The organism is Pseudomonas sp. PS01297, assembly GCF_029959305.1.
Taxonomy (GTDB): Bacteria; Pseudomonadota; Gammaproteobacteria; order Pseudomonadales; family Pseudomonadaceae; genus Aquipseudomonas; species Aquipseudomonas helleri.
This window is the reverse complement of record NZ_JASCPQ010000009.1, coordinates 42,483-62,762: the sequence shown is the minus strand read 5'-3', so window position 1 is coordinate 62,762 and position 20,280 is coordinate 42,483. Positions and strand designations below refer to the sequence as shown.

General features: G+C 54.7%; 32 protein-coding genes. 31 read left to right on the top strand and 1 reads right to left on the bottom strand.

Annotated features, from left to right (window positions below):
• The first annotated feature begins 20 nt into the window (after window positions 1–20).
• From tuf to bfr, 31 genes are all read left to right on the top strand, one after another.
• Window positions 21–1,214 (top strand): elongation factor Tu, encoded by a 1,194-nt coding sequence (tuf, locus tag QMX84_RS05405; protein ID WP_123751628.1) that lies wholly within the window; start codon window positions 21–23, stop codon window positions 1,212–1,214.
• Between the two features lie 143 nt (window positions 1,215–1,357).
• Complete coding sequence (rpsJ, locus tag QMX84_RS05400; protein WP_003186070.1) at window positions 1,358–1,669, top strand: 30S ribosomal protein S10; 312 nt, start codon at window positions 1,358–1,360, stop codon at window positions 1,667–1,669.
• Between the two features lie 81 nt (window positions 1,670–1,750).
• A complete protein-coding gene (gene rplC, locus QMX84_RS05395) occupies window positions 1,751–2,386 on the top strand; it encodes a 50S ribosomal protein L3 (RefSeq protein ID WP_019409902.1) in 636 nt (211 codons plus the stop codon).
• Between the two features lie 12 nt (window positions 2,387–2,398).
• Window positions 2,399–3,001, top strand: coding sequence for a 50S ribosomal protein L4 (gene rplD, locus QMX84_RS05390; protein WP_048373846.1), 603 nt, complete (start codon window positions 2,399–2,401; stop codon window positions 2,999–3,001).
• Window positions 2,998–3,297 carry a 50S ribosomal protein L23 gene (gene rplW, locus QMX84_RS05385; protein ID WP_003444375.1) on the top strand — a complete coding sequence of 100 codons (300 nt, stop codon included), beginning with the start codon at window positions 2,998–3,000 and terminating at the stop codon, window positions 3,295–3,297. Before rplD ends, rplW begins: the two co-directional genes overlap by 4 nt.
• Window positions 3,298–3,311: 14 nt before the next feature.
• The gene (rplB, locus tag QMX84_RS05380; protein WP_048373844.1) at window positions 3,312–4,136 is read left to right on the top strand and encodes a 50S ribosomal protein L2; all 825 of its coding nucleotides are present in this window, start codon (window positions 3,312–3,314) and stop codon (window positions 4,134–4,136) included.
• A 16-nt stretch (window positions 4,137–4,152) separates the two neighbouring features.
• Window positions 4,153–4,428 (top strand): 30S ribosomal protein S19, encoded by a 276-nt coding sequence (gene rpsS, locus QMX84_RS05375; RefSeq protein ID WP_003232420.1) that lies wholly within the window; start codon window positions 4,153–4,155, stop codon window positions 4,426–4,428.
• A gap of 13 nt (window positions 4,429–4,441) precedes the next feature.
• Window positions 4,442–4,774 carry a 50S ribosomal protein L22 gene (rplV, locus tag QMX84_RS05370; protein ID WP_003444373.1) on the top strand — a complete coding sequence of 111 codons (333 nt, stop codon included), beginning with the start codon at window positions 4,442–4,444 and terminating at the stop codon, window positions 4,772–4,774.
• 13 nt (window positions 4,775–4,787) lie between these two features.
• The gene (gene rpsC, locus QMX84_RS05365; RefSeq protein WP_003176422.1) at window positions 4,788–5,474 is read left to right on the top strand and encodes a 30S ribosomal protein S3; all 687 of its coding nucleotides are present in this window, start codon (window positions 4,788–4,790) and stop codon (window positions 5,472–5,474) included.
• Window positions 5,475–5,486: 12 nt separating this feature from the next.
• Window positions 5,487–5,900, top strand: coding sequence for a 50S ribosomal protein L16 (gene rplP / locus QMX84_RS05360; RefSeq protein ID WP_019409905.1), 414 nt, complete (start codon window positions 5,487–5,489; stop codon window positions 5,898–5,900).
• Window positions 5,900–6,091 carry a 50S ribosomal protein L29 gene (gene rpmC, locus QMX84_RS05355; protein ID WP_003444371.1) on the top strand — a complete coding sequence of 64 codons (192 nt, stop codon included), beginning with the start codon at window positions 5,900–5,902 and terminating at the stop codon, window positions 6,089–6,091. The genes rplP and rpmC overlap by 1 nt, the downstream gene beginning before the upstream one ends.
• Window positions 6,092–6,093: 2 nt before the next feature.
• Complete coding sequence (gene rpsQ / locus QMX84_RS05350; RefSeq protein ID WP_003176419.1) at window positions 6,094–6,360, top strand: 30S ribosomal protein S17; 267 nt, start codon at window positions 6,094–6,096, stop codon at window positions 6,358–6,360.
• Between the two features lie 23 nt (window positions 6,361–6,383).
• Window positions 6,384–6,752: a 50S ribosomal protein L14 gene (rplN, locus tag QMX84_RS05345; protein WP_011063774.1), complete on the top strand. Its 369-nt coding sequence runs from the start codon at window positions 6,384–6,386 to the stop codon at window positions 6,750–6,752.
• A gap of 11 nt (window positions 6,753–6,763) precedes the next feature.
• Window positions 6,764–7,078, top strand: a complete 315-nt coding sequence (rplX, locus tag QMX84_RS05340; protein ID WP_048373841.1) for a 50S ribosomal protein L24 — start codon at window positions 6,764–6,766, stop codon at window positions 7,076–7,078.
• 22 nt (window positions 7,079–7,100) lie between these two features.
• Window positions 7,101–7,640: a 50S ribosomal protein L5 gene (gene rplE / locus QMX84_RS05335; protein WP_003186044.1), complete on the top strand. Its 540-nt coding sequence runs from the start codon at window positions 7,101–7,103 to the stop codon at window positions 7,638–7,640.
• A gap of 13 nt (window positions 7,641–7,653) precedes the next feature.
• Window positions 7,654–7,959, top strand: coding sequence for a 30S ribosomal protein S14 (gene rpsN, locus QMX84_RS05330; RefSeq protein ID WP_048373839.1), 306 nt, complete (start codon window positions 7,654–7,656; stop codon window positions 7,957–7,959).
• Window positions 7,960–8,171: 212 nt separating this feature from the next.
• The gene (rpsH, locus tag QMX84_RS05325) at window positions 8,172–8,564 is read left to right on the top strand and encodes a 30S ribosomal protein S8 (protein WP_048373837.1); all 393 of its coding nucleotides are present in this window, start codon (window positions 8,172–8,174) and stop codon (window positions 8,562–8,564) included.
• 12 nt (window positions 8,565–8,576) lie between these two features.
• The gene (gene rplF, locus QMX84_RS05320; RefSeq protein WP_003176412.1) at window positions 8,577–9,110 is read left to right on the top strand and encodes a 50S ribosomal protein L6; all 534 of its coding nucleotides are present in this window, start codon (window positions 8,577–8,579) and stop codon (window positions 9,108–9,110) included.
• Between the two features lie 10 nt (window positions 9,111–9,120).
• The gene (gene rplR, locus QMX84_RS05315) at window positions 9,121–9,471 is read left to right on the top strand and encodes a 50S ribosomal protein L18 (protein WP_003444364.1); all 351 of its coding nucleotides are present in this window, start codon (window positions 9,121–9,123) and stop codon (window positions 9,469–9,471) included.
• A 3-nt stretch (window positions 9,472–9,474) separates the two neighbouring features.
• Window positions 9,475–9,975, top strand: coding sequence for a 30S ribosomal protein S5 (rpsE, locus tag QMX84_RS05310; protein WP_003186035.1), 501 nt, complete (start codon window positions 9,475–9,477; stop codon window positions 9,973–9,975).
• 2 nt (window positions 9,976–9,977) lie between these two features.
• Window positions 9,978–10,154, top strand: coding sequence for a 50S ribosomal protein L30 (rpmD, locus tag QMX84_RS05305; RefSeq protein WP_003186033.1), 177 nt, complete (start codon window positions 9,978–9,980; stop codon window positions 10,152–10,154).
• Window positions 10,155–10,157: 3 nt separating this feature from the next.
• Window positions 10,158–10,595, top strand: a complete 438-nt coding sequence (rplO, locus tag QMX84_RS05300) for a 50S ribosomal protein L15 (RefSeq protein WP_048373834.1) — start codon at window positions 10,158–10,160, stop codon at window positions 10,593–10,595.
• On the top strand, window positions 10,596–11,924 hold the full coding sequence (gene secY, locus QMX84_RS05295) for a preprotein translocase subunit SecY (protein ID WP_003444361.1): 1,329 nt from the start codon (window positions 10,596–10,598) through the stop codon (window positions 11,922–11,924).
• Window positions 11,925–11,952: 28 nt separating this feature from the next.
• On the top strand, window positions 11,953–12,069 hold the full coding sequence (gene rpmJ, locus QMX84_RS05290; protein ID WP_002555468.1) for a 50S ribosomal protein L36: 117 nt from the start codon (window positions 11,953–11,955) through the stop codon (window positions 12,067–12,069).
• Window positions 12,070–12,198: 129 nt separating this feature from the next.
• Window positions 12,199–12,555, top strand: a complete 357-nt coding sequence (gene rpsM, locus QMX84_RS05285) for a 30S ribosomal protein S13 (RefSeq protein WP_048373831.1) — start codon at window positions 12,199–12,201, stop codon at window positions 12,553–12,555.
• A gap of 30 nt (window positions 12,556–12,585) precedes the next feature.
• The gene (gene rpsK, locus QMX84_RS05280) at window positions 12,586–12,975 is read left to right on the top strand and encodes a 30S ribosomal protein S11 (RefSeq protein WP_002555466.1); all 390 of its coding nucleotides are present in this window, start codon (window positions 12,586–12,588) and stop codon (window positions 12,973–12,975) included.
• A gap of 18 nt (window positions 12,976–12,993) precedes the next feature.
• Complete coding sequence (gene rpsD, locus QMX84_RS05275) at window positions 12,994–13,614, top strand: 30S ribosomal protein S4 (protein WP_003444359.1); 621 nt, start codon at window positions 12,994–12,996, stop codon at window positions 13,612–13,614.
• Window positions 13,615–13,636: 22 nt separating this feature from the next.
• Window positions 13,637–14,638 carry a DNA-directed RNA polymerase subunit alpha gene (gene rpoA / locus QMX84_RS05270; protein WP_003176403.1) on the top strand — a complete coding sequence of 334 codons (1,002 nt, stop codon included), beginning with the start codon at window positions 13,637–13,639 and terminating at the stop codon, window positions 14,636–14,638.
• Window positions 14,639–14,680: 42 nt separating this feature from the next.
• Window positions 14,681–15,067: a 50S ribosomal protein L17 gene (gene rplQ, locus QMX84_RS05265; protein WP_016779185.1), complete on the top strand. Its 387-nt coding sequence runs from the start codon at window positions 14,681–14,683 to the stop codon at window positions 15,065–15,067.
• Window positions 15,068–15,240: 173 nt separating this feature from the next.
• Entirely contained in the window at window positions 15,241–16,689 is a 1,449-nt protein-coding gene (locus tag QMX84_RS05260) for a catalase (RefSeq protein WP_282363364.1), read from the top strand.
• Between the two features lie 155 nt (window positions 16,690–16,844).
• Window positions 16,845–17,309 carry a bacterioferritin gene (bfr, locus tag QMX84_RS05255; RefSeq protein ID WP_048373825.1) on the top strand — a complete coding sequence of 155 codons (465 nt, stop codon included), beginning with the start codon at window positions 16,845–16,847 and terminating at the stop codon, window positions 17,307–17,309.
• Between the two features lie 70 nt (window positions 17,310–17,379).
• On the opposite strand, the gene uvrA is transcribed toward bfr, so the two are convergent.
• Window positions 17,380–20,214 (bottom strand): excinuclease ABC subunit UvrA, encoded by a 2,835-nt coding sequence (gene uvrA / locus QMX84_RS05250; RefSeq protein WP_282363363.1) that lies wholly within the window; start codon window positions 20,212–20,214, stop codon window positions 17,380–17,382.
• Window positions 20,215–20,280 lie beyond the last annotated feature (66 nt).

The window sequence follows — 20,280 nt, the reverse complement described above, 5'->3', positions numbered from 1 at the left end:
TAGGCAAGGAGTTAATTGTCGTGGCTAAAGAAAAATTTGATCGTTCCCTACCGCACGTCAACGTTGGCACTATCGGTCACGTTGACCATGGTAAAACCACGCTGACCGCAGCTCTGACTCGTGTTTGCTCCGAAGTTTTCGGTTCTGCTCGTGTTGACTTCGACAAGATCGACAGCGCGCCAGAAGAAAAAGCTCGTGGTATCACCATCAACACTGCTCACGTTGAGTACAACTCGACTATTCGTCACTACGCTCACGTTGACTGCCCAGGTCACGCTGACTACGTGAAGAACATGATCACTGGTGCTGCCCAAATGGACGGCGCGATCCTGGTTTGTTCGGCCGCTGATGGTCCGATGCCACAAACTCGTGAGCACATCCTGCTGTCCCGTCAGGTAGGCGTTCCGTACATCGTGGTTTTCCTGAACAAGGCTGACCTGGTAGACGACGCTGAGCTGCTGGAACTGGTTGAGATGGAAGTGCGCGATCTGCTGAGCACTTACGACTTCCCAGGTGACGACACTCCGATCATCATCGGTTCTGCTCGTATGGCTCTGGAAGGCCTGGACGACAACGAAATGGGCACCACTGCCGTTCGTAAACTGGTTGAAACTCTGGATACCTACATCCCAGAACCAGTTCGTCTGACCGACAAGCCGTTCCTGATGCCAATCGAAGACGTATTCTCGATCTCTGGTCGCGGTACTGTTGTGACTGGCCGTATCGAGCGCGGTATCGTTCGCGTTCAAGATCCACTGGAAATCGTTGGTCTGCGTGACACAACTGTTACCACTTGCACCGGCGTTGAAATGTTCCGCAAACTGCTCGACGAAGGTCGTGCTGGCGAGAACTGCGGCGTTCTGCTGCGTGGTACCAAGCGTGACGACGTTGAGCGTGGTCAGGTTCTGGTTAAGCCAGGCACTGTTAAGCCTCACACCAAGTTCACCGCAGAAGTATACGTTCTGAGCAAAGAAGAAGGCGGCCGTCATACTCCGTTCTTCAAAGGCTACCGTCCACAGTTCTACTTCCGTACTACTGACGTGACTGGTAACTGCGAACTGCCAGAAGGCGTTGAAATGGTAATGCCAGGTGACAACATTCAAATGACTGTTACCCTGATCAAAACCATCGCAATGGAAGATGGCCTGCGTTTCGCTATCCGTGAAGGCGGTCGTACCGTCGGCGCTGGCGTCGTAGCCAAAATCATCGAGTAATCGATGATTGCATGAAAAAGCCCCCGCTCAGCGGGGGCTTTTTTTATTGAGTTGACACCTAGTGGGGTCGTCTATAGAATTGCGCCTCCTTTAAACGGGCGTATTGCGCTCGGTGGGAACAGCAATCTGGAGTCTGAAATCCAATGCAAAATCAGCAAATCCGTATCAGGTTGAAGGCTTTTGACCATCGCCTGATCGACCAATCAACCCAGGAAATCGTGGAAACCGCGAAACGTACTGGTGCTCAAGTGCGTGGTCCAATTCCACTGCCTACCCGTAAAGAGCGGTTCACCGTTCTGGTCTCCCCGCACGTCAACAAAGACGCGCGTGACCAGTACGAGATCCGTACTCATAAGCGCGTTCTGGACATCGTCCAGCCAACGGATAAAACCGTTGATGCACTTATGAAGCTTGATCTTGCGGCCGGTGTGGAAGTGCAGATCAGCCTCGGCTAAGACTTGGGTCTTAGTCGTGTAACGCTCTGAAATGGGCGGCCATAGCGGGTGAAAGCCCCGTACACTCATGAGGTTTACAACATGACTATTGGTGTAGTCGGTCGTAAATGCGGTATGACCCGTATTTTCACCGAAGAAGGTGTCTCCATTCCGGTCACGGTCATTGAGATCGAACCGAATCGCGTCACCCAGTTCAAAACTGAAGAAACCGATGGCTATCGTGCAGTGCAAGTCACTGTCGGCGAGCGTCGCGCTTCGCGTGTAACCGCTGCTCAGGCGGGTCACTTCGCCAAGGCAAACGTTGCTGCTGGTCGTACCGTGCTGGAATTCCGTCTTGAAGAAGGCGAGTACCAAGCTGGCGATCTGATCAACGCTGAAATCTTCGCTGCTGGTCAACTGGTTGATGTAACCGGTCAGTCCAAGGGTAAAGGCTTCCAGGGTACGATCAAGCGTTGGAATTTCCGTGGCCAAGATAACACTCACGGTAACTCCGTTTCCCACCGCGTCCCGGGCTCTATTGGCCAGTGCCAGACTCCTGGTCGTGTATTCAAGGGCAAAAAAATGTCCGGTCATATGGGCGCTGAGCGCGTGACCGTGCAGTCCCTCGAAGTAGTGCGCGTCGACGCTGAACGCAATCTGTTGTTGGTCAAGGGTGCTGTTCCTGGCGCTACTGGCGGCAACCTGGTTGTACGTCCAGCGGCCAAGGCTCGCGGTTAAGGGGAAGCTGACATGCAATTAAACGTAAATGACGCTCAGGCGATCGAAGTTTCCGAACTGACTTTCGGCGGCGAATTCAACGAGACGCTGGTTCACCAAGCAGTCGTGGCCTACATGGCCGGCGGCCGTCAAGGTAGCAAGCAGCAAAAGACCCGTTCTGATGTCCGTGGTGGCGGTAAGCGCCCTTGGCGTCAGAAAGGTACTGGCCGCGCTCGTGCCGGTACTATCCGTAGCCCAATCTGGCGTGGCGGCGGTACCACTTTCGCAGCTCGTCCACAGGATCACTCTCAGAAGCTCAACAAGAAGATGTACCGCGCAGCACTGCGCTCCATCCTTGCTGAACTCGTGCGTACTGATCGTCTGGTCGTGGTTCAGGACTTCGCTGTTGAAGCGCCAAAAACCAAAGATCTGCTGAACAAACTGAATGGCATGGGTCTGACTGATGTCCTGATCGTGTCCGAAGTTGTTGATCAGAACCTGTACCTGGCTGCTCGCAACCTGCCACACGTTGATGTGCGTGACGTGCAAGGTTCCGATCCAGTTAGTCTGATCGCATACGACAAGGTGTTGATCACCGTGTCGGCCGTGAAGAAATTCGAGGAGCTGCTGGGATGAACCAGGAACGCGTATTTAAAGTTCTGCTTGGCCCGCACGTTTCCGAGAAGGCTACGGTTCTGGCAGACAAGAAAGGCCAGTTCGTTTTCAAGGTTGCTACAGACGCAACCAAGCTGGAAATCAAGAAGGCCGTCGAAAGCCTGTTCAGCGTGAAAGTTGAGCGTGTTACTACCCTGAACGTTCTGGGTAAGAGCAAGCGCACCGCTCGCGGCGTGGGCAAGCGTAATGACTGGAAGAAGGCAGTAATCTCCCTTCAGCCAGGCCAAGATCTCGATTTCAGCAGCAGTGCTGAGTAAGGAAGGGGTGCATCATGGCAATCGTTAAATGCAAACCGACTTCCCCTGGCCGCCGTCATGTGGTCAAGGTGGTCAACAAGGAGCTGCACAAAGGCGCTCCTCACGCACCGCTGCTCGAGAAAAAATCGAAGTCTGGTGGTCGTAACAACAATGGCCGCATTACCACGCGTCACATCGGTGGTGGTCATAAGCAGCATTACCGTATGGTCGACTTCCGTCGCAACGACAAAGATGGCATTCCAGCCACTGTTGAGCGTATCGAATACGATCCAAACCGTACTGCTCACATTGCTCTTATGCTGTACGCAGACGGCGAACGCCGTTACATCATCGCCCCTAAAGGCGTGAGCGCTGGTGACCAGCTGATCTCGGGTGCTTTGGCCCCGATCAAGCCAGGTAACTCGCTGCAACTGCGCAGCATTCCAGTAGGTAGCACCGTACACGGCATCGAATTGAAGCCAGGTAAAGGCGCGCAAATCGCTCGTTCCGCTGGTGCTTCGGCTCAGCTGGTAGCTCGCGAAGGTGTCTACGTGACCCTGCGTCTGCGTTCTGGTGAAATGCGTAAAGTATTGGCTGAATGCCGTGCAACGCTGGGCGAAGTCTCGAACTCCGAGCACAGCCTGCGTTCGCTGGGTAAAGCTGGTGCCAAACGCTGGCGTGGCGTTCGCCCAACCGTTCGTGGTGTTGCCATGAACCCGGTTGACCACCCACATGGTGGTGGTGAAGGTCGTACCTCTGGTGGTCGTCATCCGGTATCGCCATGGGGCTTCCCGACTAAGGGCGCGAAGACTCGTGGTAATAAGCGTACCGACAAAATGATCGTCCGTCGTCGCAAGTAAATAGAGGGATACGACAGTGCCACGTTCTCTGAAAAAAGGTCCTTTTATTGATCTTCACCTACTGAAGAAGATCGAAGTGGCGGCGGAAAAGAACGATCGCAAACCGGTGAAAACCTGGTCGCGTCGTTCGATGATCCTGCCACAAATGGTCGGTCTGACCATCGCTGTGCATAACGGTCGTCTGCATGTTCCAGTTCTCGTGAACGAAGACATGGTTGGCCATAAACTAGGCGAGTTTGCCGGTACCCGCACTTATCGTGGGCACGTGGCTGACAAGAAAGCCAAGCGTTAAGGGGTAAGGAACGATGGAAGTAGCCGCTAAGTTGTCGGGCGCTCGAATCTCCGCCCAGAAAGCCCGCTTGGTCGCCGACCAGATCCGCGGGAAGAAGGTGGGCGAAGCGCTCAACCTGTTGGCTTTCAGCAACAAGAAAGCCGCCGAGATCATCAAAAAAGTGCTGGAGTCGGCCGTAGCCAACGCCGAGCATAACGAAGGCGCTGACGTTGACGACCTGAAAGTCGCCACCGTTTTCGTCAACGAAGGGCGTTCGCTGAAGCGCATCATGCCGCGTGCCAAAGGCCGCGCTGATCGCATCGTCAAGCGGTCTTGCCATATCACTGTCAAGGTTGCTGACAAGTAACGGAGTCGAAGAGATGGGTCAGAAAGTACATCCCATTGGCATTCGCCTGGGAATCGTCAAGGAGCACACCTCCGTCTGGTACGCAGACGGCCGGACTTATGCGGACTACTTGTTCGCTGATCTGAAGGTGCGTGAATACCTCCAAGACAAACTAAAAAGCGCGTCCGTAAGCCGTATCGATATCCATCGTCCGGCCCAAACTGCACGCATCACCATCCACACCGCTCGTCCAGGTATCGTTATCGGGAAGAAAGGTGAAGATGTTGAGAAGCTGCGTCAGGACCTGACCAAGCAAATGGGTGTGCCTGTGCACATCAATATCGAAGAGATCCGCAAGCCGGAGCTCGACGGTATGCTGGTTGCGCAGAGCGTAGCTCAGCAGCTGGAGCGTCGTGTAATGTTCCGTCGCGCGATGAAACGCGCTGTACAGAACGCTATGCGCATTGGTGCCAAAGGCATCAAAATCCAAGTGAGCGGTCGTCTCGGCGGTGCTGAAATCGCACGTACTGAATGGTATCGCGAAGGTCGTGTGCCATTGCACACCCTGCGTGCCGACATCGACTATGCCAACTACGAAGCTCACACCACCTACGGTGTGATCGGTGTAAAGGTTTGGATCTTCAAAGGCGAAGTAATCGGTGGTCGCCAAGAAGAGCTGAAGCCACAAGCACCAGCGCCTCGTAAAAAAGCTGCTAAGTAAGGGGTACGCAAAATGTTACAACCTAAGCGTACGAAGTTCCGCAAGCAAATGACTGGCCACAACCGTGGCTTGGCACTGCGCGGTAGCAAAGTCAGCTTCGGCGAGTATGCGCTGAAGTCTGTTGCTCGTGGTCGTCTCACCGCTCGTCAGATCGAATCAGCGCGTCGTGCACTGACCCGTCACGTTAAACGTGGCGGCAAGATCTGGATCCGTGTATTCCCGGACAAGCCTATTTCCAAAAAGCCTCTCGAAGTTCGGATGGGTAAAGGTAAGGGTAACGTGGAATACTGGGTTGCCCAGATTCAGCCAGGCAAAGTCCTGTATGAAATCGAGGGTGTTTCTGAAGAGCTGGCGCGTGAGGCTTTCGCCCTGGCTGCTGCAAAGCTGCCGCTCGCCACCTCCTTTGTTAAACGGACGGTGATGTGATGAAAGCGAATGAACTTCGTGAAAAATCCGCACAGCAGCTGAACGAGCAACTGCTCGGCTTGCTGCGCGACCAGTTCAATCTGCGCATGCAGAAAGCAACTGGCCAGTTGGGGCAGTCGCATCTGCTCTCGCAAGTTAAGCGTGACATCGCTCGCGTGAAGACTGTGCTCAAACAGCAGGCAGGTAAGTAATCATGGCTGAAGCCGAAAAAACTGTCCGTACGCTGACTGGCCGTGTTGTCAGCGACAAGATGGACAAGACCATCACCGTTCTGATCGAACGTCGCGTTAAGCACCCGATCTACGGTAAATACGTTAAGCGTTCGACTAAGCTGCACGCGCACGACGAAACCAATCAGTGCCACATCGGCGACAAAGTCACTATTCGTGAAACTCGTCCGCTGGCCAAGACTAAGTCTTGGGCTCTGGTTGATGTTCTCGAACGCGCTGTGGAAGTCTAAGGACTAGGGGTCGGAGAAATTATATGATTCAGACTCAATCCATGCTCGATGTGGCCGATAACAGCGGCGCACGCCGTGTTATGTGCATCAAGGTGCTGGGTGGCTCCCATCGTCGTTACGCTGGTATCGGTGACATCATCAAAGTTACCGTTAAGGAAGCAATTCCTCGCGGTAAAGTGAAAAAAGGCCAAGTGATGACTGCAGTAGTAGTCCGCACTCGTCACGGCGTACGTCGTGCTGATGGCTCCATTATCCGCTTTGATGGCAATGCTGCTGTTCTTCTGAACAACAAGCAAGAGCCGATCGGCACCCGTATCTTTGGGCCAGTGACCCGTGAACTTCGCAACGAGAAGTTCATGAAGATCGTCTCGCTCGCCCCAGAAGTGCTGTAAGGAGATCCGACATGCAAAAGATTCGTCGTGACGACGAGATCATCGTGATCGCCGGCAAAGACAAAGGTAAGCGCGGTAAGGTGCTTAAGGTTCTCGCTAACAACCGTCTGGTTGTTGGTGGTCTGAACCTGGTTAAGCGTCATACCAAGCCTAACCCGATGTCGGGCGTGCAAGGCGGTATCGTCGAGAAAGAAGCTCCACTGGACGCTTCTAACGTGGCCATTTTCAACGGCGAAACCAACAAGGCTGACCGCGTTGGTTTCAAAGTAGAAGAAGGCAAAAAAATTCGTGTCTTCAAGTCGACCCAAAAAGCGGTTGATGCTTGAACACTGCTAGGTAGATGAGACCATGGCACGACTAAAAGAGATTTACCGGAAGGAAATCGCTCCGAAACTTAAGGAAGAACTTAAGCTTTCGAACGTGATGGAAGTTCCGCGCGTTACCAAAATCACCCTGAACATGGGCTTGGGCGAAGCGATCGGCGACAAAAAAGTCATCGAGCACGCAGTAGCTGATTTGGAAAAAATCACCGGTCAAAAAGTTGTTGTGACCTACGCTCGCAAATCCATCGCTGGCTTTAAAGTCCGTGAAGGTTGGCCGATCGGCGTCAAAGTAACTCTGCGCCGTGAGCGTATGTACGAATTCCTGGATCGTCTGCTGTCGATCTCCCTGCCTCGGGTTCGCGACTTCCGCGGCCTGAATGCCAAGTCCTTCGATGGTCGTGGCAACTACAGCATGGGCGTTAAAGAGCAGATCATTTTCCCGGAAATCGACTACGACAAAATCGATGCTCTTCGCGGTCTGGACATCACCCTGACCACTACTGCTCGGACGGATGACGAAGGTCGCGCATTGCTGCGTGCTTTCAAATTCCCGTTCCGCAACTGATTGGAGTAGGACCATGGCCAAGATGAGCATGAAAAACCGCGAGCTGAAGCGTCAGCTCACGGTTGCCAAGTTCGCCAAGAAGCGTGCTGAGCTGAAAGCTATCATCGTTGATCTGAACGCAAGTCCAGAAGCACGTTGGGAAGCTCAAATCGCTCTGCAGAAGCAGCCGCGTGACGCAAGCGCTTCGCGCATGCGTAACCGCTGCCGCCTGACTGGTCGTCCGCACGGTGTTTACCGCAAGTTCGGCCTGGGCCGTAACAAATTGCGTGAAGCAGCAATGCGCGGTGACGTACCAGGTCTGGTTAAAGCTAGCTGGTAAGGCGTACCGACAAAGTTATCGCTGTCGGGGTTGCAAGATCCTGACAGCCGGTGACCTTGTACATGAATCAAGCCCCTATTGGGGCTTGATTCATTTCTGGCGTATGTCTAGAATGACCGGCTCGCCAGAGCCTGTGTTTTTTGAGCACAGAGTCACTCGGTGACAGTTGTAGCCGCAAGGCTAATTCTTTTTGTATCAGGAGCGTCTAGCCCATGAGTATGCAGGACCCGTTAGCGGACATGCTAACTCGAATCCGTAATGCCCAGATGGCTGAAAAGTCTGTCGTAAGCATGCCATCTTCCACGTTGAAGGTAGCTGTAGCCAAAGTTCTGAAGGACGAAGGTTACATCGCGGATTTTCAGATCAGCAGCGAAATCAAACCACTGCTGTCTATCGAGCTGAAGTACTTCGAAGGCCGTCCGGTTATCGAAGAAGTTAAGCGCGTTAGCCGTCCAGGTCTGCGTCAGTACAAGTCCTCCGATGATCTGCCAAAAGTTCGTGGCGGTCTCGGTGTGTCTATCGTCTCCACCAACAAAGGTGTGATGACGGATCGTGCTGCGCGCGCTGCCGGTGTCGGCGGCGAAGTTCTTTGCACTGTGTTCTAAGGGGGGATAAGCATGTCACGCGTCGCTAAGAACCCCGTTAAGCTGCCAGCTGGTGTCGAAGTTAAATTCGCCGGCCAACAGCTTTCGGTGAAGGGTGCTAAAGGCACTCTAGAACTGAACATCCATTCGTCGGTTGAAATCGTTGAAGAAGCTGGTGAGCTGCGTTTCGCTGCTCGCAATGGCGATCAACAAACTCGCGCAATGGCTGGTACCACTCGTGCGTTGGTAAACAACATGGTCCAAGGCGTAAGCCAAGGCTTCGAGCGCAAGCTCCAGCTGGTCGGTGTTGGTTACAAAGCGCAAGCAAAAGGCACAGTGCTGAACCTGGCTCTTGGCTTCTCGCACCCAGTGGATTACGAACTGCCGGAAGGCATCACCGCTGAGACTCCTAGCCAGACCGATATCCTGATCAAGGGCATCGACAAGCAGCTGGTAGGTCAAGTGGCCGCTGAGATCCGCGACTTCCGTCCACCAGAGCCTTACAAAGGTAAAGGTGTGCGTTACGCGGACGAAGTCGTCCGCCGTAAAGAAGCCAAGAAGAAGTAGGGCCTAGCAAATGACCGACAAAAAAGTTACTCGACTGCGTCGCGCTCGCAAAGCACGTCTGAAAATGCACGAATTAGAAGTCGTGCGTCTCTGCGTGTTCCGCTCTTCGCAGCACATCTATGCCCAGGTCATCTCGGCCGACGGCAGCAAAGTCCTGGCAAGCGCCTCGACTTTGGACAAAGAACTGCGTGATGCTGCCACTGGCAACATCGACGCGGCCACAAAGGTTGGCCAGCTGGTCGCTACGCGTGCAAAAGCCGCTGGCGTCTCGCAGGTGGCTTTCGACCGCTCTGGCTTCAAGTACCACGGCCGCGTGAAAGCGCTGGCTGAGGCTGCTCGTGAAGCTGGGCTGGAGTTCTAAGTTATGTCAAATAACGACCAAAAGCGCGACGAAGGCTACATTGAGAAGCTGGTTCAAGTTAACCGCGTAGCCAAAACCGTCAAAGGCGGCCGTATCTTCACTTTCACCGCGTTGACCGTGGTTGGTGATGGTAAAGGGCGCGTTGGCTTCGGCCGTGGCAAGTCACGTGAAGTGCCTGCTGCGATCCAGAAGGCAATGGAAGCTGCTCGCCGCAACATGATTCAAGTTGACCTGAACGGCACAACTCTGCAGTACGCAATGAAGTCCGCTCACGGCGCTTCGAAGGTGTACATGCAGCCTGCTTCTGAAGGTACCGGTATCATCGCTGGCGGCGCTATGCGTGCTGTCCTCGAAGTTGCTGGCGTTCAGAACGTTCTGGCTAAGTGCTACGGCTCGACTAACCCGGTAAACGTGGTTCACGCCACTTTCAAAGGTTTGAAAGCTATGCAATCTCCTGAGTCCATCGCTGCTAAGCGTGGCAAAAGCGTCAAGGAGATCTTCTGATCATGGCTACCGTAAAAGTAACGCTGATCAAAAGCATGACCGGCCGTATCCCTAACCACAAACTGTGCGTTAAGGGTTTGGGTCTGCGTCGCATCGGTCACACTGTAGAAGTACTTGATACTCCCGAGAATCGCGGGATGATCAACAAGGCTTACTACATGCTGCGTGTCGAGGGTTAATCGATGAAACTCAATGATCTGAGTCCAGCGCCGGGTTCCCGTCGCGAAAAGCATCGTCCGGGCCGTGGTATCGGTAGTGGTTTGGGTAAGACTGGTGGCCGTGGTCACAAAGGTCAAACTTCCCGCTCCGGTGGCACAATTGCTCCAGGCTTTGAAGGCGGTCAACAGCCGCTGCATCGTCGTCTGCCTAAGTTCGGTTTCGTTTCCCTGAAAGCTATGGATCGCGCAGAAGTGCGTCTGTCCGAGCTGGCTAAAGTGGAAGGCGACATTGTTACTCTGCAGACCCTGAAAGATGCCAACGTGATCAACGTCAACGTACTGCGTGTGAAAATCATGCTGTCCGGTGAAGTTACTCGCGCTGTCACAATCGGCAAGGGAATCGGCGCCACCAAAGGTGCGCGTTCGGCTATCGAAGCAGCTGGCGGCAAGTTCGAGGAATAAATGGCTAAGCAAGGTGCTCTCTCAGCGCTCAGCAAAGGCGGGTTATCCGAGCTCTGGGCTCGTCTGCGTTTTCTATTCCTGGCGATTATCGTCTACCGGATAGGCGCACACATTCCAGTTCCAGGCATTAACCCCGACCGTCTGGCGGACCTGTTTCGACAGAATGAGGGGACCATACTTAGCTTGTTCAACATGTTTTCCGGCGGTGCGCTGGAGCGGATGAGTATTTTTGCGCTGGGGATCATGCCGTACATTTCGGCATCGATCATCATGCAGCTTATGTCCGCTGTCAGCCCGCAACTGGAGCAGTTGAAGAAGGAAGGTGAAGCTGGTCGTCGCAAGATAAGCCAGTACACCCGCTACCTCACTGTCGCTCTTGCTCTCGTCCAGGCCATTGGCATGTCCATTGGTCTGGCGGGGCAGGGCGTAGCGTTCACTGGTGACCTAGGCTTCCATTTCGTTGCAGTAACCACGTTTGTGGCGGGTGCAATGTTCATGATGTGGCTGGGTGAGCAGATTACTGAGCGTGGTGTTGGCAACGGTATCTCGATGTTGATTTTTTCGGGTATCGTCGCCGGTCTTCCGAGAGCAATTGGGCAGTCTTTTGAGTCTGCGCGTCAGGGCGATATCAACATCTTCGCCTTGGTTGCTATCGGTTTGCTGGCAGTAGCGATTATCGGTTTCGTGGTGTTCATTGAGCGTGGTCAGCGTCGTATTGCTGTTCACTACGCCAAGCGTCAGCAAGGCCGCAAGGTGTTTGCTGCGCAGACTAGCCACCTACCGCTGAAAGTGAATATGGCCGGTGTTATTCCGGCTATTTTTGCGAGCAGCATTTTGCTGTTCCCGGCTTCGCTGGGTGCCTGGTTCGGTCAGTCTGAAGGTATGGGCTGGTTGCAGGACATCTCGCAGTCGATCGCTCCTGGTCAGCCGTTGAATATTCTGCTGTTTAGTGCAGGGATTATTTTCTTCTGCTTCTTCTATACGGCGTTGATGTTCAATCCGAAAGACGTAGCGGAAAACCTGAAGAAGTCCGGTGCCTTTATTCCGGGTATCCGTCCAGGTGAGCAGTCGGCACGCTATATTGATGGCGTTTTGACTCGTTTGACTCTGTTCGGTGCTCTTTATATGACGGCCGTATGTCTGCTGCCCCAGTTCCTGGTGGTTGCGGCAAACGTTCCGTTCTACCTTGGCGGGACCTCGTTGCTGATCGTGGTCGTGGTTGTTATGGACTTTATGTCGCAAGTACAATCGCACCTCGTTTCGCACCAGTACGAATCCCTGATGAAGAAAGCCAACCTGAAGGGCTACGGCAGCGGCATGCTGCGCTGAAGTTCCCATAAGGTTAGAGGAGTTGGTGATGAAAGTTCGTGCATCGGTGAAAAAGCTGTGCCGTAACTGCAAGATTATTCGCCGCGAAGGTGTTGTTCGGGTAATTTGCAGCGCGGAACCACGTCACAAACAGCGCCAAGGCTGAGTGTGATCTGTTTGAAGCCCAGCAGCTAGTGCGCTGCTGGGTTGATTATTTGTTATTACAGCGATATTATCTCGCGCCCTATTTCTTGGCTTCCGGGGCGTAGGTAGCTGTCAATTGGAGTCCCACTGAATGGCCCGTATTGCAGGCGTTAACATTCCAGATAACAAGCACACTGTTATCTCGCTGACCTACATCTTTGGTGTTGGTCGCACTACTGCACAGAAAATCTGTGTGGATGCTGGTGTAAACCCAGCCGCTAAGATCAAGGATCTGAGCGACGAGCAGATTGAGTTGCTGCGTGGCGAAGTGGCAAAGTTCACCACTGAAGGTGACCTGCGTCGTGAAGTCAACATGAAAATCAAACGCTTGATGGACTTGGGCTGCTACCGCGGTCTGCGCCATCGTCGTGGTCTTCCAGTGCGCGGTCAGCGTACCAAGACCAACGCGCGTACTCGCAAAGGTCCGCGTAAGCCGATCCGCAAGTAATCGCACCAGCGAATCGACAGGAATTTAGTCATGGCAAAACCTGCTGCTCGTCCTCGTAAAAAAGTAAAAAAGACAGTGGTTGATGGCATCGCCCACATCCACGCGTCTTTCAACAACACAATCGTGACCATCACCGACCGTCAGGGTAACGCGCTTTCTTGGGCTACCTCCGGTGGTTCGGGTTTCCGCGGTTCTCGCAAGTCCACCCCGTTCGCTGCTCAAGTAGCTGCTGAACGTGCTGGTCAAGCTGCGCTGGAATATGGCCTGAAAAACCTTGACGTTAACGTTAAGGGCCCAGGTCCAGGTCGTGAGTCCGCTGTCCGTGCTTTGAACGGCTGTGGCTATAAGATCGCCAGCATCACCGACGTGACGCCAATCCCGCACAACGGGTGCCGTCCGCCGAAGAAGCGCCGCGTGTAATCCAGGAGACTGTAAAGAATGGCTCGTTACATTGGTCCAAAATGCAAACTGGCACGTCGTGAAGGCACTGATCTCTTCCTGAAGAGTGGTGTGCGCGCTATCGAATCGAAGTGCAATATTGAAGCTGCTCCAGGCATCCACGGCCAACGCCGCGGTCGCCAATCCGACTACGGCACCCAACTGCGTGAAAAGCAGAAGGTCCGTCGTATCTACGGCGTTCTCGAGCGTCAATTCAGCGGCTACTACAAACAAGCTGCTGGCAAGAAAGGCGCAACTGGCGAAAACCTGTTGCAACTGCTCGAATGCCGTCTGGATAACGTCGTATACCGTATGGGCTTTGGTTCTACTCGTGCCGAATCCCGTCAGTTGGTATCGCACAAGTCGATCAGCGTAAACGGTCAAACCGTTAACGTTCCGTCCTACCAGGTTCGTGCTGGTGACGTGGTCGCTATCCGCGAGAAAGCAAAGAACCAGCTTCGCATTGTCCAAGCTCTCGATCTGTGTGCCCAACGTGGCCGCGTAGAATGGGTAGAAGTAGACACTGAGAAGAAGTCGGGCGTTTTCAAGAACGTTCCAGCTCGCAGTGATCTGTCCGCCGACATCAACGAAAGCCTGATTGTCGAGCTCTACTCCAAGTAAGGGCTAGAAAATAGGTGCATCCATGCAGATTTCGGTAAATGAGTTCCTGACACCCCGCCACATTGATGTGCAGGTTGTCAGTCCAACCCGCGCTAAAATCACTCTCGAGCCTCTCGAGCGTGGTTTTGGCCACACCCTGGGCAACGCGCTGCGCCGCATCCTGTTGTCCTCAATGCCAGGCTGTGCAGTAGTCGAGGCCGAGATTGATGGTGTGCTCCACGAGTACAGCGCCATCGAAGGTGTACAGGAAGACGTAATTGAAATCCTGTTGAACCTTAAAGGTCTGGCTATCAAGCTGCACGGCCGTGACGAAGTTACGCTGACCTTGTCGAAGAAGGGTTCGGGGGTGGTTACCGCTGCCGATATTCAGCTGGATCATGATGTCGAGATCGTTAATCCCGATCACGTAATCGCCAACCTGGCGTCTAACGGCGCCTTGAACATGAAGCTCACCGTAGCTCGTGGTCGTGGTTATGAACCAGCCGACTCGCGTCAGAGCGATGAAGACGAAAGCCGCAGCATCGGTCGCTTGCAGCTCGACTCTTCGTTCAGCCCGGTTCGCCGTATCGCATACGTGGTGGAAAACGCCCGTGTCGAGCAGCGTACTAACCTGGACAAGTTGGTAATTGATCTGGAGACCAACGGTACACTGGATCCTGAAGAGGCTATCCGTCGTGCTGCAACCATCCTGCAACAGCAGTTGGCTGCATTCGTCGACCTCAAAGGTGACAGCGAGCCAGTGGTTATCGAACAGGAAGACGAGATCGATCCGATCCTGCTTCGTCCGGTTGACGATCTGGAACTGACCGTGCGTTCGGCCAACTGCCTTAAGGCGGAGAACATTTACTACATTGGTGACCTGATTCAGCGCACCGAAGTAGAACTGTTGAAGACTCCGAACCTGGGCAAGAAATCCTTGACTGAAATCAAGGACGTTCTGGCCTCCCGTGGTCTGTCCCTCGGCATGCGCCTCGACAACTGGCCGCCTGCAAGTCTTAAGAAGGACGACAAGGCGACTGCCTGATCGTCGTAATCACCGAACGTTGTGTTTGGTAAGGAATGAACCATGCGTCATCGTAAAAGTGGTCGTCACCTGAGCCGCACTAGCTCGCACCGCAAGGCTATGTTTCAAAACATGGCAGTGTCGCTGTTCGAGCACGAGCTGATCAAAACGACTCTGCCGAAAGCCAAAGAACTGCGTCGCGTTGCTGAGCCGCTGATTACTCTGGCCAAGATTGATTCTGTTGCTAACCGCCGTCTGGCTTTCGACCGTACTCGTTCGAAAGCTATGGTTGGTAAGCTGTTCAACGATCTGGGCAAGCGTTATGCAACTCGTGAGGGTGGCTACCTGCGCATCCTCAAGTGCGGTTTCCGCGCTGGCGACAACGCGCCTATGGCGTACGTCGAGTTGGTTGATCGTCCAGTTGGCGGTGAAGCTGTATCCGCTGAGTAAGACGTCAGTCTCTACAAAGAACCGGGCCTAGTGCCCGGTTTTTTGTGTCCGTTCGATAATAAAAAGCTATTGAGTTCGACAATTTAATGCATTTGCCCACACAGGTATCGTGGTCAATACTCTTCCTCAGCCGATTAGCCGGCAGCATCAAGACTGACTGAGGAAGGATTAGCATGAGCCAGACCAAAACCCTGACGACCGCCAGCGGCGCCCCTGTTGCTGACAACCAGAACTCTCGTTCGGCTGGGCCTCGAGGCCCGTTGTTGCTCGATGACTTTCACCTGATCGAAAAGCTCGCGCACTTCAACCGCGAAAATATTCCAGAGCGTCGTGTGCACGCCAAAGGTTCGGCTGCCCATGGCACGTTCACACTGACCCGTGACATCAGCCAATACAGCAGCGCCAAGCTGTTTGACACCGTTGGCAAGCAAACCCCGACCTTTTTGCGCTTCTCAACCGTGGGCGGTGAGCGTGGCTCTGCGGACACCGAGCGCGACCCGCGTGGTTTCGCCCTCAAGTTCTACACCGAAGAAGGCAACTGGGACATCGTGGGTAACAACACCCCGGTTTTCTTTATTCGTGATCCGCTGAAATTCCCTGACTTTATCCACACCCAAAAACGCTTGCCGCAAAGCAACCTGAAAAGTGCACATATGAAGTGGGACTTCTGGTCGCATTCACCAGAATCGCTGCACCAGGTCACCATCCTGTTCTCGGATCGCGGCATTCCTGATGGCTATCGCCATATGCACGGTTTCGGTAGTCACACCTACAGCCTGATCAATGCGGCTGGTGAACGTCATTGGGTCAAGTGGCATTACAAAACCAAGCAAGGCATCAAGAACTTGCCGCCAGAAGAAGCCGCACGTCTGGCAGGTACTGACCCGGACTACGCCCAGCGCGACCTGTTCGAAGCCATCGAGCGCGGTGACTATCCGAAATGGCGTGTGTGCATCCAGATCATGACCGAGGCCCAGGCTGCGACGCATCGCGACAACCCGTTCGACGTCACCAAAACCTGGTCGCAAAAAGAGTTCCCGCTGATCGAGATCGGCGAACTTGAGCTCAACCGCAACCCGCTCAACTACTTTGCAGAAGTTGAACAGGCTGCGTTTGGCCCAAGCAACATGATCCCGGGTGTCGGTCTGTCCCCTGATCGCATGCTCCAAGGCCGTGTATTCGCTTACGCGGATGCGCACCGTTATCGTGTCGGCACCAACCACCAGCACCTGCCCATCAACGCCCCGCGTGTGCCTGCGCACAACTATCAGCGCGACGGTTCGATGGCCTATGGCAACAACGGTGGGGCTGCGCCTAACTACGAACCCAACAGCTACGCTGACGCGCCCAAGCAGGCCCCGCAGTACGCTGAGCCACCCCTGGCGCTCAGTGGCGCAGCAGACCGCTACGACCACCGTGAGGACACCGACTACTACAGCTACGCCGGTGCTCTGTTCCGCTTGATGAATGATGACCAGAAAACCCTGCTCATCAACAACATCGCCGGTGCGATGGAAGGTGTGACTGACGACGTTGTTCAGCGTCAGTTGCAGCACTTCCTCAAAGCAGACCCGGCCTACGGTCAAGGCGTTGCCAAGGCCTTGGGTGTAACGGTGAAGTAAGTCTAAGTGAGAAGCAGAACCGCCCTCAAATGGGCGGTTTTTGCGTTATTTAGGCGTATTTTCTGTGCAAATTAGCGTATTTATTGCGATTGAGCCGTGACCTCTCAGTCAGCTTGGTTCAAACTACAGCCTTTCAAGCAGGGAGATGTGGGGCGATGCTAGGGCACCCGGACGTAATCGATTACCTCAACACGTTGTTAACCGGCGAGCTGGCTGCACGTGACCAATATTTTGTCCATTCCCGTATGTACGAGGACTGGGGCTTCACCAAGTTGTACGAGCGTATCAACCACGAAATGGAAGAAGAGGCACAACACGCTGATGCGTTGATGCGCCGGATTCTCATGCTCGAGGGTACGCCACGCATGCGCCCGGATGATCTGGACGTCGGCACCACCGTGCCAGAGATGCTCGCCGCCGATTTGCGCCTGGAGTACAAAGTGCGTGCGGCACTGTGCAAAGGCATCGAGTTGTGTGAACTGCACAAAGACTACGTGAGCCGCGACATCCTGCGCATCCAATTGGCAGACACCGAAGAAGACCACACCTACTGGCTGGAAAAACAGCTGGGCCTGATCAAGTCCATCGGTTTACAGAACTACCTGCAATCGCAGTTCTGATCGGCAGTCTTCACGCCCAACAAAAAGCCCCTGTCATTTCGCAATGACAGGGGCTTTTTAATACCGCGATTTAAGCGCGGTCGCGGATCAGCAATGGCTTCAGGTAGAAACCGGTGTGAGACTGGGTCATCTCAGCCACTGCTTCCGGCGTGCCGGTCGCAATGATCTGTCCACCTTTCGAGCCGCCTTCCGGGCCGAGGTCCACCAGCCAGTCTGCGGTTTTGATCACATCCAGGTTGTGCTCAATCACTACCACCGTGTTGCCGTGGTCGCGCAGCCTGTGCAGCACTTCCAGCAATTGTTTAATGTCCGCAAAGTGCAGGCCGGTAGTTGGCTCATCGAGGATGTACAGCGTTTTGCCGGTGTCGCGCTTGGACAGCTCGCGAGACAACTTGACCCGCTGCGCCTCACCGCCTGATAGCGTCGTGGCGGACTGCCCGAGCTTGATGTACGACAAACCTACGTCCATCAGCGTTTGCAGCTTACGCGCCAGTGCAGGGACTGCATCGAAGAACTCACGCGCTTCTTCGATCGTCATCTCCAGCACTTCATGGATGCTCTTGCCCTTGTACTTGATCTCAAGGGTTTCGCGGTTATAACGCTTGCTCTTGCACACGTCGCACGGCACATAGATATCCGGCAGAAAGTGCATTTCTACCTTGATCAGGCCATCGCCCTGACACGCCTCGCAGCGCCCACCCTTCACGTTGAACGAGAAACGCCCTGGGCCATAACCCCGCGAACGGGACTCAGGCACGCCCGAAAACAGTTCGCGGATCGGCGTAAACAACCCGGTATAGGTTGCCGGGTTGGAACGCGGCGTCCGGCCAATCGGGCTTTGATCAATGTCGACGACTTTATCCAGGTGCTCCAGCCCCTTGATGCTGTCATGGGCGGCAGCTTCCAGGGTGGTTGCGCCATTGAGTGCGGTGGCACTCAGCGGATACAGCGTGTTGTTGATCAGTGTCGATTTGCCCGAACCCGAAACACCGGTCACGCAGGTCAGAAGACCAATCGGGATCTCAAGGTCGACGTTGCGCAAGTTGTTGCCGCGGGCGCCCTTGAGCGACAGTGTCAGCTTTTTGTTGCGCGGTGTGCGTTTGGCAGGGACTTCTATTTTCACCCGGCCAGACAAGTACTTGCCGGTGAGCGAGTCAGGGTGCGCCATCACTTCGGCAGGCGTCCCCTCAGCCACGATATGCCCGCCATGCACCCCGGCACCCGGCCCGATGTCCACCACGTAATCCGCCAGACGAATCGCGTCTTCGTCGTGCTCCACTACAATCACCGTGTTGCCGATATCGCGCAGGTGCTTGAGCGTGCCCAGCAAACGGTCGTTATCGCGCTGGTGCAAACCAATCGAGGGTTCGTCGAGGATGTACAGAACGCCCACCAAACCGGCGCCAATCTGGCTGGCCAGACGAATCCGCTGCGCCTCGCCGCCCGACAGCGTGTCGGCACTGCGGTCCAGCGACAGGTAGTCGAGGCCCACATTCACCAAAAACTGCAGGCGCTCGCGGATTTCTTTAAGGATCTTGTTCGCGATTTCACCACGCCGCCCGGTCAGACTCAGGCTAGTGAAATACTCAGTCGCATCACCAATCGGCATATTGGTCACGGCCGGCAGGTTTTTCTCACCCACCCATACATGACGGGCCTCGCGGCGCAGGCGGGTGCCACGGCAATCCGGGCAAGACTGCGTGCTGAGGAACTTGGCCAGCTCTTCACGCACCGTAGCGGACTCGGTTTCCCGATAGCGACGCTCAAGGTTCGGCACAATCCCTTCAAACGGGTGCGAGCGCTTCACGATGTCGCCGCGATCATTCAGATAGCGGAAATCCACGTTCTGAGAGCCACTGCCGTACAGAATGACTTTCTGCTTGTCGGCAGGCAGTTCATTGAACGGCACTTCAAGGCTGAAATCGTAATGCTTGGCCAGCGCCCCGAGCATCTGGAAGTAATAGACGTTACGCCGGTCCCAGCCGCGGATGGCACCCTCGGCCAGGGTCAACTCACCGTTCACCAGGCGCTTGATATCAAAGAACTGCTTCACCCCCAGGCCGTCGCAGGTCGGGCACGCGCCAGCCGGGTTGTTAAAGGAAAACAGCTTGGGTTCAAGCTCGCTGATGGCGTGGCCACAAATCGGGCAGGCGAAGCGCGCAGAGAAGATGATCTCTTCACCCGGCTCATCGTCCATCGGCGCGACCAGCGCAATACCGTCGGCCAGCTTCAGGGCCGTTTCAAACGACTCCGCCAAGCGCTGCTGCAGGTCAGCACGCACTTTAAAGCGGTCAACCACCACATCAATGGTGTGCTTCTTCTGCTTGTCGAGTTTAGGCAGTTCATCCAGCTCACAGAGCTTGCCGTCCACACGGGCCCGCACAAAGCCCTGCGCACGCAACTCCTCAAATACCGACAGGTGCTCACCCTTGCGCTCGCGGATCACCGGCGCCAGCAGCATCAACTTGCTGCCTTCGGGCTGAGCCAACACCAGGTCAACCATCTGGCTGACCGTCTGAGCTTCCAGAGGGATATCGTGATCCGGGCAACGCGGGATACCGACGCGGGCGTACAGCAGGCGCAGGTAATCGTAAATCTCGGTGATCGTACCGACCGTAGAACGCGGGTTGTGCGAGGTCGACTTCTGCTCGATCGAAATCGCCGGTGACAACCCTTCGATGGTATCGACGTCGGGCTTTTCCATCATCGACAAGAACTGGCGGGCATAAGCCGACAAAGATTCGACGTAACGTCGTTGGCCTTCGGCATACAACGTGTCAAACGCCAGGGATGATTTGCCGGAGCCAGACAGTCCGGTGATGACGATCAGTTTGTCCCTTGGCAGGGTCAGGTCGATGTTCTTCAGGTTGTGGGTTCGTGCCCCACGTATCAGGATCTTGTCCACTGCGGCCTCGCTTGGCGGGCATAACGTAAACGACTGAGTATACGTATCTGCGGGAAAACTGTGCAG